Annotated in this window: 14 protein-coding genes; 6 read left to right on the plus strand and 8 right to left on the minus strand. The window is 72.0% G+C overall.

Features of this window, described 5'->3' with window-relative positions:
- Positions 1-64: 64 nt before the first annotated feature.
- A complete protein-coding gene (gene gap, locus IW245_RS14620) occupies positions 65-1,060 on the plus strand; it encodes a type I glyceraldehyde-3-phosphate dehydrogenase (protein ID WP_197003720.1) in 996 nt (331 codons plus the stop codon).
- Positions 1,061-1,066: 6 nt separating this feature from the next.
- Here the strand turns inward: gap and IW245_RS14625 are convergent, their stop codons facing one another.
- Entirely contained in the window at positions 1,067-1,636 is a 570-nt protein-coding gene (locus IW245_RS14625) for a TetR/AcrR family transcriptional regulator (RefSeq protein WP_197003721.1), read from the minus strand.
- A 9-nt stretch (positions 1,637-1,645) separates the two neighbouring features.
- On the minus strand, positions 1,646-1,861 hold the full coding sequence (locus IW245_RS14630) for a hypothetical protein (protein ID WP_197003722.1): 216 nt from the start codon (positions 1,859-1,861) through the stop codon (positions 1,646-1,648).
- Positions 1,862-1,993: 132 nt separating this feature from the next.
- Here IW245_RS14630 and IW245_RS14635 point away from each other — a divergent pair, with 132 nt between their 5' ends.
- Positions 1,994-2,632: a TIGR03086 family metal-binding protein gene (locus IW245_RS14635; RefSeq protein WP_197003723.1), complete on the plus strand. Its 639-nt coding sequence runs from the start codon at positions 1,994-1,996 to the stop codon at positions 2,630-2,632.
- Positions 2,633-2,689: 57 nt separating this feature from the next.
- Here the strand turns inward: IW245_RS14635 and IW245_RS14640 are convergent, their stop codons facing one another.
- Positions 2,690-5,170 carry a collagenase gene (locus tag IW245_RS14640; protein WP_197003724.1) on the minus strand — a complete coding sequence of 827 codons (2,481 nt, stop codon included), beginning with the start codon at positions 5,168-5,170 and terminating at the stop codon, positions 2,690-2,692.
- A 158-nt stretch (positions 5,171-5,328) separates the two neighbouring features.
- On the opposite strand from IW245_RS14640, the gene IW245_RS14645 reads away from it, so the two are divergent.
- Positions 5,329-6,276, plus strand: coding sequence for a LysR family transcriptional regulator (locus tag IW245_RS14645; protein WP_197003725.1), 948 nt, complete (start codon positions 5,329-5,331; stop codon positions 6,274-6,276).
- On the opposite strand, the gene IW245_RS14650 is transcribed toward IW245_RS14645, so the two are convergent.
- Together IW245_RS14650 and ggt are read right to left on the minus strand one after the other, a co-directional pair.
- Entirely contained in the window at positions 6,255-7,070 is an 816-nt protein-coding gene (locus IW245_RS14650) for an alpha/beta fold hydrolase (protein WP_197003726.1), read from the minus strand. The genes IW245_RS14645 and IW245_RS14650 overlap by 22 nt on opposite strands.
- 9 nt (positions 7,071-7,079) lie before the next feature.
- Complete coding sequence (gene ggt, locus IW245_RS14655; RefSeq protein ID WP_197008509.1) at positions 7,080-8,855, minus strand: gamma-glutamyltransferase; 1,776 nt, start codon at positions 8,853-8,855, stop codon at positions 7,080-7,082.
- Between the two features lie 181 nt (positions 8,856-9,036).
- Between ggt and IW245_RS14660 the strand changes: the two genes are divergently transcribed.
- A complete protein-coding gene (locus tag IW245_RS14660; protein ID WP_197003727.1) occupies positions 9,037-9,465 on the plus strand; it encodes a hypothetical protein in 429 nt (142 codons plus the stop codon).
- A 133-nt stretch (positions 9,466-9,598) separates the two neighbouring features.
- Here IW245_RS14660 and IW245_RS14665 read toward each other — a convergent pair whose 3' ends face one another.
- On the minus strand, positions 9,599-10,138 hold the full coding sequence (locus tag IW245_RS14665) for a gamma carbonic anhydrase family protein (protein ID WP_203787564.1): 540 nt from the start codon (positions 10,136-10,138) through the stop codon (positions 9,599-9,601).
- A 145-nt stretch (positions 10,139-10,283) separates the two neighbouring features.
- Here IW245_RS14665 and IW245_RS14670 point away from each other — a divergent pair, with 145 nt between their 5' ends.
- Positions 10,284-10,739, plus strand: coding sequence for a hemerythrin domain-containing protein (locus tag IW245_RS14670; RefSeq protein WP_197003728.1), 456 nt, complete (start codon positions 10,284-10,286; stop codon positions 10,737-10,739).
- Positions 10,740-10,825: 86 nt separating this feature from the next.
- Here the strand turns inward: IW245_RS14670 and IW245_RS14675 are convergent, their stop codons facing one another.
- Together IW245_RS14675 and IW245_RS42195 are read right to left on the minus strand one after the other, a co-directional pair.
- Positions 10,826-11,497 (minus strand): response regulator, encoded by a 672-nt coding sequence (locus IW245_RS14675; RefSeq protein ID WP_197003729.1) that lies wholly within the window; start codon positions 11,495-11,497, stop codon positions 10,826-10,828.
- Positions 11,494-12,843, minus strand: a complete 1,350-nt coding sequence (locus IW245_RS42195; RefSeq protein ID WP_197003730.1) for a sensor histidine kinase — start codon at positions 12,841-12,843, stop codon at positions 11,494-11,496. Before IW245_RS42195 ends, IW245_RS14675 begins: the two co-directional genes overlap by 4 nt.
- Positions 12,844-13,031: 188 nt before the next feature.
- Between IW245_RS42195 and IW245_RS14685 the strand changes: the two genes are divergently transcribed.
- Positions 13,032-13,946 carry a zinc metalloprotease gene (locus tag IW245_RS14685; RefSeq protein ID WP_197003731.1) on the plus strand — a complete coding sequence of 305 codons (915 nt, stop codon included), beginning with the start codon at positions 13,032-13,034 and terminating at the stop codon, positions 13,944-13,946.
- Position 13,947: the final 1 nt, after the last annotated feature.

A 13,947-nucleotide genomic window follows, 5' to 3' on the forward strand; every position in this document is an offset into this window, starting at 1 on the left:
CGGCGCGGCGGCCGGGGAACCCCTCCACCGATGCGGATGCGCCGCCGGAACGACGGGGGAACACGTGACCACACGCGTGGGCATCAACGGCTTCGGCCGGATCGGCCGGAACTTCTACCGGGCGGTCCTCGCCTCCGACGCCGATATCGAGATCGTCGCCTACAACGACCTCGGCGACACTGCCACCACGGCGCACCTCCTGCGGTACGACAGCGTGCTCGGCCGCCTCGGCCACGAGATCCGGGCCTCCGACACCGGCATCACGGTCGCCGGCCGCACCACCCGGGCGTTCGCCGAGCGCGACCCGGCCAACCTGCCGTGGGGCGACCTGGGCGCCGACATCGTCATCGAGTCCACGGGGCGGTTCACCGACGCGGCGGCGGCCCGGGTGCACGTCGACGGCGGCGCGCGGAAGGTGGTCATCTCCGCCCCGGCCACCGGCGCGGACCTGACGGTCGTCATGGGCGTCAACCACGACCGGTACGACCCTGCGCTGCACACGATCCTGTCCAACGCCTCCTGCACCACCAACTGCCTGGCCCCGATGGCCATGGTCCTGCACGAGGCCGTGGGCATCACCCGGGGCCTGATGACCACCGTGCACGCATACACCGGGGAGCAGAACCTCCAGGACGGGCCCCGCCCCGACCTGCGCCGGGCCCGGGCCGCGGCACTCAACATCGCCCCGACCTCGACCGGCGCGGCGAAGGCGATCGGCCTGGTCCTGCCGGAGCTCGCCGGCCGGCTGGACGGCTTCGCCCTGCGGGTGCCGGTCCCCACCGGCTCGGCGACGGACCTGACCTTCACCGCCGCGCGCCCCACCTCCGTCGAGGAGGTCAACGCCGCCATGCGGGCCGCGGCCGACGGGCGACTCAAGGGCATCCTGGCCTACACCGAGGACCCGATCGTCTCCTCCGACATCGTCACCGACCCGGCGTCCTGCACGTTCGACGCGGGGCTGACGAAGGTGATCGGCGACCAGGTCAAGGTCGTCGGCTGGTACGACAACGAGTGGGGCTACTCCAACCGGCTCGTCGACCTGGTCAACCTGATCGGTTAGCGCCGGTCATCCGGCGTCCGGGGTCGCCGCAGCCAGCAGTGCCGCGGCGATCGCCCTGGCCCGGCCGGCCGCGCGCGGCGACCGCTCCCGCAGTGCCGTGACCAGGGCGCCATCGACGAGCAGGGTGAACTGCTCCGCGAGGTCGCGGTCGCGGTGGCCGGCGGAGACCAACACCTTTTCCAGGTACGCCGTCACGGCCCGCTTGTGCTCGTCGGCCACCCGGTGCGCGGGGCTGTCGGGGTCCGCGGCCTCCACGATGGTGTTGATGAACGCGCAGCCGCGGAAGTCGGCGCGCGCGAACCGCTCGGCCAGCGCGTCGAACACCGCCAGGGGGCGGTCGGCGGGCCCGGCCCCACTGGCGTCCACGGCGTCGGCGAGCCAATGGCGCCAGTCGGCGTCGCGGCGGCGGAGCACCGCGAGGACCAGGTCGTCCTTGCCGGGGAAGTGCCGGTACAGGGACGCGCGGCCGACCCCGGACTCGGCGAGGATCCGTTCGACACCGACCGCGCGGATGCCCTCGGCGTAGAACAGCCGCTCGGCGGTGTCGAGGAGGCGGTCGCGGGCGTGGGTGGGCATGGCGCGAGCCTAGCGCCCGGCCGGGCGGGCCGGGGCCGTCGCGCGGGTCGCCCGGGCGGTGGCGAGGGTCAGGGCGACGGCGTTGGCCACGGCGTACGCGGCCACGGCGAACGGGATGAGGATCCGCTGGCCGGCGGCGAGCAGGACGACCGTGGCGAGCGCGAGGAGGACGGCGCGGGCGACGGCCCCGTTGCGGGCGAGGCCGAGCAGGACGGTGCGGTTCATGGTGGACGCTCCCCTCAGGAACGGTACCGATCGGTTCCGTTGTGAATACGGTACCGATCAGTACCATCAAAGATCAACGTGAGGTGGAGCACGTGCGGGACCGGGCGGGTCGCACCGACCTATCGTCTATCCATGCCTTCCACTCCTCCGCGCGAGCCGGCCGACGCGTTCGCCTCCGCCACCGACGCCGACCTGGTGGCGCTCGACGCCCAAGCCGTCGCCGTCAGCGTCGACCTGGTCGCCCACGTCACCGCCGCCGACCTGGATCGGCCCACACCCTGCGCCGGCTGGACCCTGCACGGGCTGCTGGCCCACATGGGCACCCAGCACCACGGATTCGCCGCGGCGTCCACAGGCGACGGCGACTTCGCCCGGTGGCGGCTGCGCCCGCTGGGCCCGGACCACGTCGCGACCTACCGCGAGGCGGCCGATGTCGTGCTGGCGTCGTTCACCGCGCCGGGCGTCCTCGACCGCGCGTTCCCGCTGCCGGAGCTGACCACCACGCGATCGTTCCCGGCCCGCGACGCGATCAGCTTCCACCTCATCGACTACGTGGTGCACTCCTGGGACGTCGCCCGCACGCTGGGCGTCGAGGTGCGCTTCGATCAGCGCCTGCTGGACGTGGCCCTCGGCGTCGCCCGGACCGTGCCCGTCGGCGGGTACCGGACCGCGCCGGGCACGCCGTTCGGGCCGGTGGTGCCGTGGACGGCGGAGACGCGGCTGGACGAGATCGTGGCCCTGCTCGGCCGCTCCCCCGCCTGGCCGCACTGAGGCGCGGGGCGCCCGGGGGCGGCGACGCTGTCCGTCAGCCGCCCCCGGGGCCGCGTGCTAGTAGCTGGTCGTGACGGTGACGCCGGAGAAGGCGGTCACCGCGTACAGGCTGATGTAGCGGTAGCCCGCGGTGGTGTTGGTGACGGTCAGGGTCTCGGTGTTGCCCGCGTTGGTGGAACGTGCGGTGTAGGCGGTGCTGGTCGCCCACGTGTTCGGGTTGTAGTAGAGGTCGGCGTTGCCGGTGCCGCCGCTGGTGGTGACCCTCAGGGTCGTGGTGCCGGCCGGCAGGTAGATCCACAGGTAGTCGAGGTTGCCCGCGGTGGCCGAGCGGTTGGCCCGGGAGCAGTTGCGGTCCATGGCCTGGGTGTTCGGGTCGGTGCACGGCTGTGTGCCGCCGACGGTGACGGCCCGGCTGGTGCTGGCGGTGGCTCCCTTGTCGTCGGTGACGGACAGGGTGACGGTGTAGGTGCCGGCCGCAGCGTAGGTGCGGCTCGGGTTGGCGGCGGTGGACGTGCCGCCGTCACCGAAGGTCCACGACCGCGACGCGATGGCGCCGTCGGAGTCGGTCGAGCGGTCGGTGAGGTTCACCGTCAGCCCGGAGACCGCAGCGTCGAAGGCCGCGACCGGGGGCTGGTTGACCCCGCCGTTCCCCCGGCAGGCGCCGGCGTTGCAGGCGGTCAGCCACGCGGCGAAGTCGGCGTCGTAGCGGTTGCCGATGGTGGTGGAGTAGTAGGCGTAGCCGCCCTGGTAGTCGCCGACCCGGAACTTCGCGAGGATGGCCAGCACGTCGGAGCGGTGTTTCTCCAGCATGTAGCGCACCGCCAGGTAGCCCCAGTTGTAGGTGCGGGTCTGGTTGGTGTTGGCGTAGGTGGTCTGCCACAGGGTGCTCAGCGCGTAGGTGTGGTTGCCGGCCTCGGCGATCGCGTCGTCGTAGTCGACGCCGCGGTAACTGTAGGAGACGTACTCGGCGAAGCCCTCGATCCACCAGATGTCCGGGACGACCTGGCCGGCGTTGAAGTCGCCGTAGGTGTCGTAGCGGCCGTCGAGGTAGTGGGTGTACTCGTGGTTGAGGTTCCAGATCGCGAAGGTGGGCCGCTGCCACTCGGCCTCGTAGGCGACGAAGTTCGCCTGGTTGCCGGCGACGGCCGGGTCACCCTCCAGGTACATGCCGCCGTTGTTGGTACTGATGTTGAAGATCACGCCGGCGTACGTCCGGTAGTCGGAGCTGGAGTTGAAGACGTTGATCCGGATGTTGGTGTTGTTGTCGTTGGCCACGGGACCGGAGTCGGCCACGATGGCGTGGAAGTAGGCGTCCTGGTTGCGCACGCTGGTGCACGTCGCGGTCAACTCGGCCGACGTGAGGTCCTGGGCCCAGATCGTGTGCCCGGCGTCGCAGTTGTAGCGGATCGGCAGGGCCGCGTCGGCCAGCCGGTTCGCCAGGTCGCACGTGCCGTAGTAGGAGCAGTTCGCCCGGTCGTAGTAGTCGGCCTGACCCGCGACCGCCACCCACAGCCCCGCCGTGGGGCCGGTGATCGACGACCGGTCGAGCAGACCCTTCGCGAGCGGCCGGGTCTTCACCCTGGTCGCGTCGTGCCACAGGAACCGGGCGGTCTCCGCGCCGGCGTTGGTCGCCAGCACCGACCAGTCGCCGCCGAGCAGGTTCAGGTGGTCGCGGGCGAACGCGTACAGGGTGTCGATCAGCGACGGGTCGGAGGTGACCGCCGTGACGTACGCGGCGTTCCAGTGCCCCCGGAAGATCGGGATGTAGACGTCGTTGACGGCCGCCAGCATGTAGTAGTACGGGTCGTAGGCACTGGTGTAGCCGGTGAGCATCCTCTTGTAGAGGGCGATGTAGCGGTGCTGCAGCATGGCGCTGTCGGTCAGGATGATCGACTCGCCGAGGACCTCGCCGTTGGCGTCGTTGACGTCGGAGCTGCGGGGGTTGGCGAAGAACGCGTCCAGCGCCGCCGCGTGCGCGGTGGTGAGCGCGGCACTGTAGGCGGGAATGGTGCTGGGATACTGCTCCTGCACGTACCAGCCGGCCCGCAGGAACAGCACGAGCTGCTCGGTACCCGTCGAGTTGTTGCCGGGGTAGGACTGCGCGTTCGTCCGGTACGCGGTGGCGATGGTGGTCATCTGCGCTTCGTTGAACACCCCGTACGCCTGGCTCTGCGCGACGCTGAACAGCGTGTTGATGCAGGTCATCACGTCGGAGGCCTTGACGTAGGAGACCAGGGCCGCACCGGTGCGGGAGCTGAAGTCCGCCGCCGTGCACGACGCGGCCAGCGAGGTCCCGCGTCCGACAGGCTCCGGCTGGCGGGACGTCAACGCCGTCGGTGGCAGCCGGTCGGGCGTGAGCGGCCTGGCCTGCCGGTGCGCCGGTTCGCGCACGCTGGTGACGGTCCGGGCACCGGACACCGACGGTGCGCTCGCGGAAGGAGCCTTGGTCCGCGTCGGCGCCTGGGGGGCTGCCGCCGCCGGGGATGCCATGCCCACCGCGATGAGTACCGCGGCGAGCATGCTGAGGGGTTTGCGCATCACCACTCCTTTATGGAATATCCGATCCACCACGCCGAATGGTGAGGTGTGATGCGCAGAATTTCACACAGGACACAGGCCAATACAGGGCCGGGGACATGTCAAACCACAGGACGGGCCATAAGATTCAAGCCCCTCCCGGAAGGAGGCATCCAACGATGGACCTCGAACTTCGGCATCTGCGGATCCTGTGCGCCATCGCCGACCTGGGCAGCGTCGGCCGGGCCGCCGCTGCGGCCGGCACCACCCAGCCGGCGATGAGCACCCAGCTCCGCCGGATCGAGAAGATCTTCGACCAGGCCCTGTTCCTGCGCGGCGGCAACGGAATGCAGCTCACCCCGCACGGGGTGCACGTCGTCGCCCAGGCCCGGGACCTCCTGGCCCGCGCGGACGCGCTCGGCCGGTACCCCGCCCCGCCCACCGTCGGAACGCTCCGGCTCGGTGCGACCAACCTCCCGGCCCTGCCCGGCTTCCTCGCGCGCCTGCGGGCAGCGTGTCCGGACCTCGCCGTGACCCTGCACAGCGAGTACAACATCGCCGCGCTCGTCCACCTTCTCGAAACCGGGCGGCTGGACGTGGTCCTCGGCGCCGACTACCCCGGCCACGAACTGGCCCACTCCCCGGCCCTGGCCTGCCGAGCCGTCGTCACCGAACCCGTGTTCGTGGCCCTGTCCGCCGAACATCGCCTCGCCCACCACCCCGAGATACCCCTGGCCGCGCTGGCCGACGACGCCTGGTTCGTCTCGCCCGACGACGGAGCCGGCTGGCCCGGGGTGCTGCACGACGCGTTCCGGGCCGCGGGATTCACTCCCGTCACCGTGCACGAGGTCACGGCGATCGACCAGCTCCAGGCGATGGTCTCCCAGGGGATGGGCGTCACCGCCATCCAACCCACCGCCCGCGCCACCGACCGGATGCTGATCAAGCCGATGACCGGCGACCCCCTGTGGTTCCGCCATCTGCTGATCTGGCGCCGCGACGGCCCCGCCGCCGAGGTCGCCGACAGCCTGCACCACTACGTCACCGGCGCCTACCGCGACCTCATCGCCCACACCCCGCACTACCAGGCCTGGGCGGCCCGCAACTACGCGGTGCCGCGGCCGTAGGAGCCGAGGACCCACGGGAGCGTGACCCGCGCGTACTCCTCCGGCCGGGTCACGTGCGGGACGTGGCCGGCGCCCGCGTACACGTGGCGGACCGACTGGGGCAGGGCGGCGGCGATCCGGTCGAGGATCGGGGCGAACATCGGCGGACTATCGTCGCTGTGCGAAAGCAGGACCGGCCCGGTGTAGGACGCCAGCGCGTCGAGGTCGAGACCGAAGGCGTCCGGATCGCGGAGCTCGTCCAGGTGGGTCGGCGCGTTGTGGACGAACGTCTCCCGCACCCGCGGCGGCAGCAGCGCCCACCCGCCCGGCCCCAGCGCGACCATCTCGACGAACAGCTCCGCTGCCGCGGCGTCCTCGCCGGCCTCCAGCAGCGCGCGGACCGGCGACATCCGGGCGGTGGCGTCCGCCAGGTCAGGGCCGGCGAGCAGGCCCGTCCCCGGCGGCTCGTGCGCCGCGACGCCCCGCACCAGATCGGGGCGGGTGTGCGCGAGCCGCAGGGCGACGAGCCCGCCGAACGAGTTGCCGCAGACGAAGACCGGCGCCAGGTCCAGCGTCTCCACCAGCGCGGCGAGATCCGCCACGTCCTCGTGCACGGACCCCTGCCCGGGCGGGCGTTCGCTGCGGCTGTGGCCCCGCCGGTCGTACGACGCCACCCGGCAGTGCCCGACGAACAGCGAGGTGACCGGGACCCAGGTGTACCGGTCGGCCCACGAGCCGTGCACCAGCACCACCGTGGGGCCCGAGCCCTCGATGACATGGTCCAGCGAAACGCCGTTCACCCGAACACGCGGCACAGCGGCAGTCTATGCGGGCCACGGGCGCACCACGGCCGCCGCGCCGCCACCCCGGCGGCTACGTTCGGCCACCGCCTGCACCCGGCCGTCGCGGAGGAACTCCACCCCGGTCGCCGCGCCGATCTCCGGGTTCGCGGTGAAGACGTGCCCGAGCGCGGCCAGCCCGGCGGTCGGGAACCCCGGCTCGGCCTGGACAGAGGCGGTGTTGCGCTGGGTGGCGCGCGGCGCGTCGATCGCCTCGGGCAGGCCCATGCCCAGGTCGAGACGGTTGACGAGTACCTGCAGCACGGTCGTGATGATGGTCGAGCCACCCGGCGAGCCGGTCGCCAACAGCGGCCGGCCGTGCGACAACACGATGGTGGGGGCCATCGAGCTGCGCGGCCGCCGGCCCGGCCCGGGCAGGTTGGGGTCCGGAGCGCCGCCCTGGGTGGGGGCGAAGTTGAAGTCGGTCAACTCGTTGTTGAGCAGGAACCCCCGGCCCGGCACCACGATGCCGCTGCCGCCGGTCGCCTCGATCGTCAAGGTGTACTCGACCACGTTGCCCCACCGGTCGGCCACGGTCAGGTTGGTGGTGCCGAGATCCTGGATGTTGGGCTCGCCGACCGGGGCCGCCGCGCAGCCGCCGTAGGTTCCGTCGGGCACGCCGGGCGCGACCGGCTTGGGCAGGGCGCGCGCCGGGTCGATCCGGCACGCCCGCTCGGCGGCGAAGTCCGGGTTCAGCAGCTCGTCCAGGAGCGGTCGGGCGGTACGGTCCCCGACGTAACGGTTGCGGTCGGCGAACGCCAGCGCGCTGGCCTCCAGGTACCGGTGCAGCGCCAGCGTGCCCGGCAGGTGGGCGAGGTCCGAGCCGGCCAGGATGTTCAGCGCCTCGCCCGTGGTCGAGCCGCCGCTGGACGGGGTGGCCATGCCGTACACGTCGAGGCCCCGGTAGGTGACGTGGGTCGGGGCCGGCTGGTGGACGGCGTAGGCGTCAAGGTCGGACCGGCGCAATGTGCCGGGCCGGACCGGGTACGGCCACGGCGTCGCCGGGGATGTGGCGAGCGGCGGGTGCTGCACGGCACGCGCGATGTCACCGGCCAGCGCGCCCCGGTACAACGCGTCGGCCCCGTCGCGGGCCAGCAGCCGGTAGGTGCGGGCCAGGTCCGGGTTGCGGAACACCGAGCCGACGGCCGGCGGCTGCCCGCCCCGCAGGTACAGCGAGCTGGTCGAGTCGAACTGGGCGAACACCGCCCGGTTGGCCGCCACCTGGTCGGCGAACGTCTGGTCGACCACGAAGCCGCGGTCGGCGAGCCGGGCGGCGGGCAGCAGCGCGTCGTCGAGGTCGGTGGTCCCCCACCGCTCCAGCGCCGTCTCCCAGGTCTGTGGTGTGCCGGGCACGCCGACGGACAGGCCGCTGACCCGGGCCTCGTCGAACGCGTACGGCTTGCCGGTCGCCGGGTTCACGAACGCCGTCTCCGTGGTGGCGGCCGGTGCCGTCTCGCGGCCGTCGAGAGTGTGGACGGTGCGGTGCCGGGCGTCGTAGTACACCAGGAATCCGCCGCCACCGACCCCGGCGGAGAACGGCTCGGTGACCCCGAGCGCCGCGGCCGCTGCGACGGCGGCGTCCACCGCGTTGCCGCCGTCGCGCAGCACGTCCAGGGCGATCCGGGTGGCGTCGGCGTCCACGGTGGCCACCGCCCCGCCGTAGCCGACGGCGACCGGCGACTTGCCCGGTGGGGCGGCCAGTGCGGGGTCGGGTGCCAGGACGGCGGTGGCGAGCAGGGCCAGGGCGGTGACGGTGCGCACTCTCACGGGACCTCCAGGGTCGAGACGATGCCTGTCCTGGATACCCGATCTGGATGATCCAGACAATGACCCCGAACCACAACCCTGTCTTCTATGGACACTCAACGTTCAACACCTATTGAATGATGGGGTCCGACGTTGCTACGCTCGCCCGACACATCCCCCCAGAGCGGAGATTCCCATGAAGTCTCGCTTGCGTTCCGTGCTCGTCGGCCTCGCCGCAGGTGTCGTCGCGGCGACATCGCTCACCCTCAGCTCCGCCTCACCCGCCGCGGCCTTCGGGGGCGAGACGTTCGGCTGCCGCATCGCACCGGGCACGATCTTCACCTGGAGCCAGTACTGCAACAACAGCGTGCCCGCGAGCACCTACAACGTGGCGTTCCAGGTCTTCGGCTCCGGCTCCTACACGTACTCGTGGAGCATCAGCGGGCCGTACACGTCCGTCATCACCGGCTGCACCTCGACCTCGCCGGCCTGCGCGGTCTCCGTCCCGGGCGGCATGTTCGACAGCGAGATCTACGCCACGGTCACCTACTCGCAGGGCGGCGAGAGCGCGACACGGTCCTCGGTCGCGATCCTCAACGCGTACTGCGGCAGCTACCTCTGCTAGTCGCGCACCGGTAGCGGACCACGGGGGCGTGTCCACCCGGCCTGCCGGCACGGCACGGACACGACAGGGAACCGGGGAGCCGGCGCACAGGACCGCGCCGGCTCCCCCGCCCAACCGTCACCAGTGAGTCGGATCAGGTGCGGTGGTTCTGGGTGGGGATCGCCGCGTGGGCCTGGGCCAGGACCAGGTAGCCCTCCCCGTTGGCCTTGATCAGGGACCGCTCGTCCTCGGTCAACTCCCGCTTCACCTTCGCCGGCACCCCCGCCACCAGCGACCCCGCCGGCACCACCATCCCCTGCGGCACCACAGCCCCGGCGGCGATCAGCGAACCCTCGCCGATGTGCGCGCCGTTGAGCACCGTCGCGCTCATCCCGACCAGGACGTCGTCCTCGACGACGCAGCCGTGCAGGACGGCGTTGTGTCCGACCGTGATCCGGTCGCCGAGCACCGCCGGAAAGCTGGGGTCGCTGTGCACCGTGCAGTTGTCCTGGATATTGGTGTCGGCGCCGATCGTGATGGACTCGGCGTCGCCGCGCAGGACCGCGCCGTACCAGACGCTCGCGCCGGGGCCGATCGTGACCGCGCCGAGGACGACGGCGGTGGGGGCGACGAAGGCCGTCGGGTCGACGGCGGGCTCGCGGCCAGCGACGGCGGCGATCAGGGGGCCGGTCATGCTGCTCCATCCGTGGGAGGGGTGGGTGCGGACGCACCCTGCCGCCACATTCTGCGGGTACCGGGCGCGACGGTGGATCATGGGGGTGTCCCCGGTGTTTGTCGGCCCGACCTCCCGGGTAGAGAGGCCACGGGGAGGTGGGGACATGGACGCGTTGACCGCGATCACCCGCGACCACGAGCGGCTCACGAAGCTGATGCGCTGTCTGCGGGACCACGAGGCCGAGCCGGTGACCGTCATGGCGGAGCTGCGGGCCCGACTGTCGGCGCACACCGCCGCGGAGGAGGAGCAGATCTACGGCACCCTGCTGGGCATGGACGCCGCCGAGGAGTACGCGGTGGCGCACGGGATCACCGAGCACCGCGACGTCGAGAACAGGCTTGCCGCCGCCCAGGCGGCGGTCGGCACCGCCGGGTTCGACACCCTGGTGGCCGAGTTCGTCGACGCCGTCACGCTGCACATCCGCGAGGAGGAGTCCCGGATCCTGCCGGACCTGGCCCGCGAGGTGTCCGACGAGCGGCTCGAACACCTCGGGGTGCTGTTCGAGGACCGGCGGCGGTCCGAGCTCGACGAGGCCGGCTTCGGCTACTCGGCCGGCTGAGACCGCACCGGGTCCGCCGGATCTTCCGAGGAGGCCCGGCGCATCAGGGTGCCCGGCCGCCCACGGAAGGCAACCGGCCAGGCCGGTCAGTAGCCGGTGGGGCGGACCAGGCCGGTCTCGTACGCGAAGACCGCCGCCTGGGTCCGGTCCCGCAGCCCCAGCTTGACCAGGATCCGGCTCACGTGCGTCTTCACCGTCTGCTCGGCCACCACCAGCCCCGTGGCGATCTCCGCGTTCGACAGGCCCTGGGCGATCAGCGACAACACCTCGGTCTCGCGTTCGGTCAGGTCACCGACCCTGTCCTTCAGCGGGGCCCGGGGCGCGCCGGCGATCCGGGAGAACTCCGCGATCAACCGCTTGGTGATGTTCGGCGCGAGCAGGGCGTCCCCGGCGGCCACGACCCGGACCGCCTGGGCGAGTTCGGCCGCCGAGGCGTCCTTGAGGAGGAAACCGGAGGCGCCGGCGCGCAGCGCCTCGTACACGTACTCGTCGAGGTCGAAGGTTGTCAGCACCAGGACCTTCACCGTGGCCTCGGCCGGGCCGGTGATCCGGCGGGTGGCCTCGATCCCGCCGAGTTCCGGCATCCGGATGTCCATCAGCACGACGTCGGGAGCCAGTTCCGCGACCTGGGCGACGGCGTCGAGCCCGTTGACGGCCTGGCCGACGACCTCGATGCCGGGCTCGGCGTTAAGCAGCACCGTGAAGCCCTGGCGGACCATCATCTGGTCGTCGGCGATCAGGACCCGGATCGGCGTCATGGGGTGTCCTCGGGGGTGGGCCTCGTGGGCAGGAACGCCGTGACCTCGTAGCCGCCGTCGGGGGTGGGGCCGGCCGTCAGGCCCCCGCCCAGCATGCTGGTGCGTTCGCGCATGCCGAGCAGGCCGTGCCCGGCGCCCGACGAGGGCGGGGCCGGCCGGTCCGGCGCGGTGTTGGCGACCCAGACGGTCAGGTTGTTCGGGTGGTAGGTGACCCCGACCAGGACCGGGGCGCCGGGCGCGTGCCGCATCGCGTTGCTCAGCGCCTCCTGCACGATCCGGTACGCCGTCAACTCCACTCCGGGCGACAGCGGGCGCGGCTCGCCGTGGGTCACGGCGGTGACCGTCAGGCCGGCGGCCCGGACGTTGCGGACCAGCTCGTCGAGGCGGTCGAGGGTGGGCTGCGGGGCGTCCTCGGCGGGGGACTCCTCGGAGCGCAGCACGCCCAGTACCCGGCGGAGTTCGTTGAGGGCCTCCACCGCGTTGCGCCGGATGCCGGCGGCGTTGTCGAGGAGTTCCTGGGGCGGGTCCTTGACCAGGTGCGGGGTGACCTGGGCCTGGATGGAGATGACGGACATGTGGTGGGCGACGACGTCGTGCAGTTCGCGGGCGATCCGGCTACGTTCCTCCAGCAGGGTGCGCCGGCCCCGTTCCTCGGCGGTGAGTCCGGCCTGCACGAGCAGTTGACCCCTGGCCACCCGGCGACCGCGCATCGCGGTGCCGAGGACCACTGCCGCCCCGAGGACCACGATCGCCTTGCCCACGTCGGAGTTGCGGCCCGGGGAACCGAACGCGACGCACAGTTGTCCGAGCAGGACGCTGATCGCCAGCGCGGCGACCGCCGACCGGGGGCGGACCCGCAGCGCCAGCAGGAACAACACGGCGGCGTGCACGGCCAGCGCGGGGAAGGTCCACGGGAAGACCGGGTTCGTGCTCCCGATCGCGTGGCCGTACTCGGTGGTCATGACCAGCGGAAACACAGTGTCCGGCGGCATCTTGGACTCGGTGACCCACGCGCCGATCACGACCGTGAAGGTGACCGCCCACCAGGCCGCCGCGGGTCGGACGGTCCCGACGACGAGCGCGACGCACGCGGCGCCGATGAGCAACAGGCCGGTGTCCATGTCCGGCGCGCCCAGCTGGTGCGCGGACAGGCTCGCGCCCTCGGTGATGAACGCCACGACGGCGAACAGCACCACCAGAACGTGCGGCAGCCGGGCGATCCACCGGGGCCGCAGCGGCGGCAGCGGGTCGACGGCGGTCGTCCACAGGTCCTCGCGCAGGACGCCGGGCAGCTCACGCAGGGCCGCCAGCAGCCGCCGCGTCTCCGTCGCACCCTCCCCCGTCACAAGATCACCCTATAGGTGGCGCGGTCGGGGTCAGCCAGGGTCCGGTCCACGGTGGCGATCCTCCACTTTCCCGAACATTCTCCGGAGATTGTCTTGAGTACCCGAAAAGCTTGCGGTCACTAGGGTGTCGCGCAACAACCATGGCCAACAACCCCTTGGGCCATGGGCACACGCACCGGGGAGACTTCATGCGCCTCACCCATCGGGCGGCCCGCCTCGCGGCCGTCACCAGCACCCTCGTCCTCGCCCTCGGCGTCGTCAGCGGCAGCGTCGCCCAGGCGCGCACCCCGTCGGCCAACACCGCCTGCGGACCGTCCTCGACCCTGCGGCAGCGCGCGGGCACCACCAGCACCGAACGCGGCCAGCTCACCCCGGCCCAGGCCCGCGAGCACGAGGCCCGGACCGCCGAGCTGCTCGCCACGCGGGGCGTGGCGGCCCACGCCGTGGCGGCCACCGTGACCGTGCCGACCATCGTGCACGTCATCATGAAGGACACGACCCGGGCGGGCGGCAACATGCCCGACGCGATGATCACGGACCAGATCACGGTGATGAACCAGGCCTTCGCCAGCCACGGCTTCCAGTTCACGCTGACGAAGACCACCCGGACCGTGAACAGCCGGTGGTACGACATGGACAAGCGCAGCGCCGAGTCCGCCGCCAAGAAGGCCCTGCACGAGGGCGGCATGGGCACCCTCAACCTGTACGTGACCGGCCTGGGCACCAACCTCGGATATGCGTACCTGCCGGGCACCGCCCCCAGCCTCGCCTACGACGGCGTCGTCATCCTCAACGAGTCCATCCCCGGCGGCACGGCCGTCAACTACAACGAGGGCGACTCCGCCACGCACGAGACCGGCCACTGGCTGGGGCTCTACCACACGTTCGACGGCGGGTGCGCCGCCCCGGGCGACTACGTGGACGACACCCCGGCCGAGGCCAGCTCCGCGAGCGGCTGCCCGGCGGGCCGCGACACCTGCACCTCGACCGGCGTGGACCCGATCCACAACTTCATGGACTACTCCTACGACCCGTGCATGTACGAGTTCACCCCGGGCCAGGGCGCCCGGATGCGCGCGCAGTGGGCGGCGTACCGGGCATAGG

It is taken from the genome of Longispora fulva (genome assembly GCF_015751905.1).
Lineage (GTDB): Bacteria > Actinomycetota > Actinomycetes > Mycobacteriales > Micromonosporaceae > Longispora > Longispora fulva.

Bases quoted from the DNA above. Each gene is read 5' to 3' on its own strand.
- IW245_RS14625 (WP_197003721.1), bottom strand. From the start codon at position 1,636: ATGCCCACCCACGCCCGCGACCGCCTCCTCGACACCGCCGAGCGGCTG.
- IW245_RS14630 (WP_197003722.1), bottom strand. From the start codon at position 1,861: ATGAACCGCACCGTCCTGCTCGGCCTCGCCCGCAACGGGGCCGTCGCC.
- IW245_RS14635 (WP_197003723.1), top strand. From the start codon at position 1,994: ATGCCTTCCACTCCTCCGCGCGAGCCGGCCGACGCGTTCGCCTCCGCC.
- IW245_RS14640 (WP_197003724.1), bottom strand. From the start codon at position 5,170: ATGCGCAAACCCCTCAGCATGCTCGCCGCGGTACTCATCGCGGTGGGC.
- IW245_RS14645 (WP_197003725.1), top strand. From the start codon at position 5,329: ATGGACCTCGAACTTCGGCATCTGCGGATCCTGTGCGCCATCGCCGAC.
- IW245_RS14660 (WP_197003727.1), top strand. From the start codon at position 9,037: ATGAAGTCTCGCTTGCGTTCCGTGCTCGTCGGCCTCGCCGCAGGTGTC.
- IW245_RS14665 (WP_203787564.1), bottom strand. From the start codon at position 10,138: ATGACCGGCCCCCTGATCGCCGCCGTCGCTGGCCGCGAGCCCGCCGTC.
- IW245_RS14670 (WP_197003728.1), top strand. From the start codon at position 10,284: ATGGACGCGTTGACCGCGATCACCCGCGACCACGAGCGGCTCACGAAG.
- IW245_RS14675 (WP_197003729.1), bottom strand. From the start codon at position 11,497: ATGACGCCGATCCGGGTCCTGATCGCCGACGACCAGATGATGGTCCGC.
- IW245_RS14685 (WP_197003731.1), top strand. From the start codon at position 13,032: ATGCGCCTCACCCATCGGGCGGCCCGCCTCGCGGCCGTCACCAGCACC.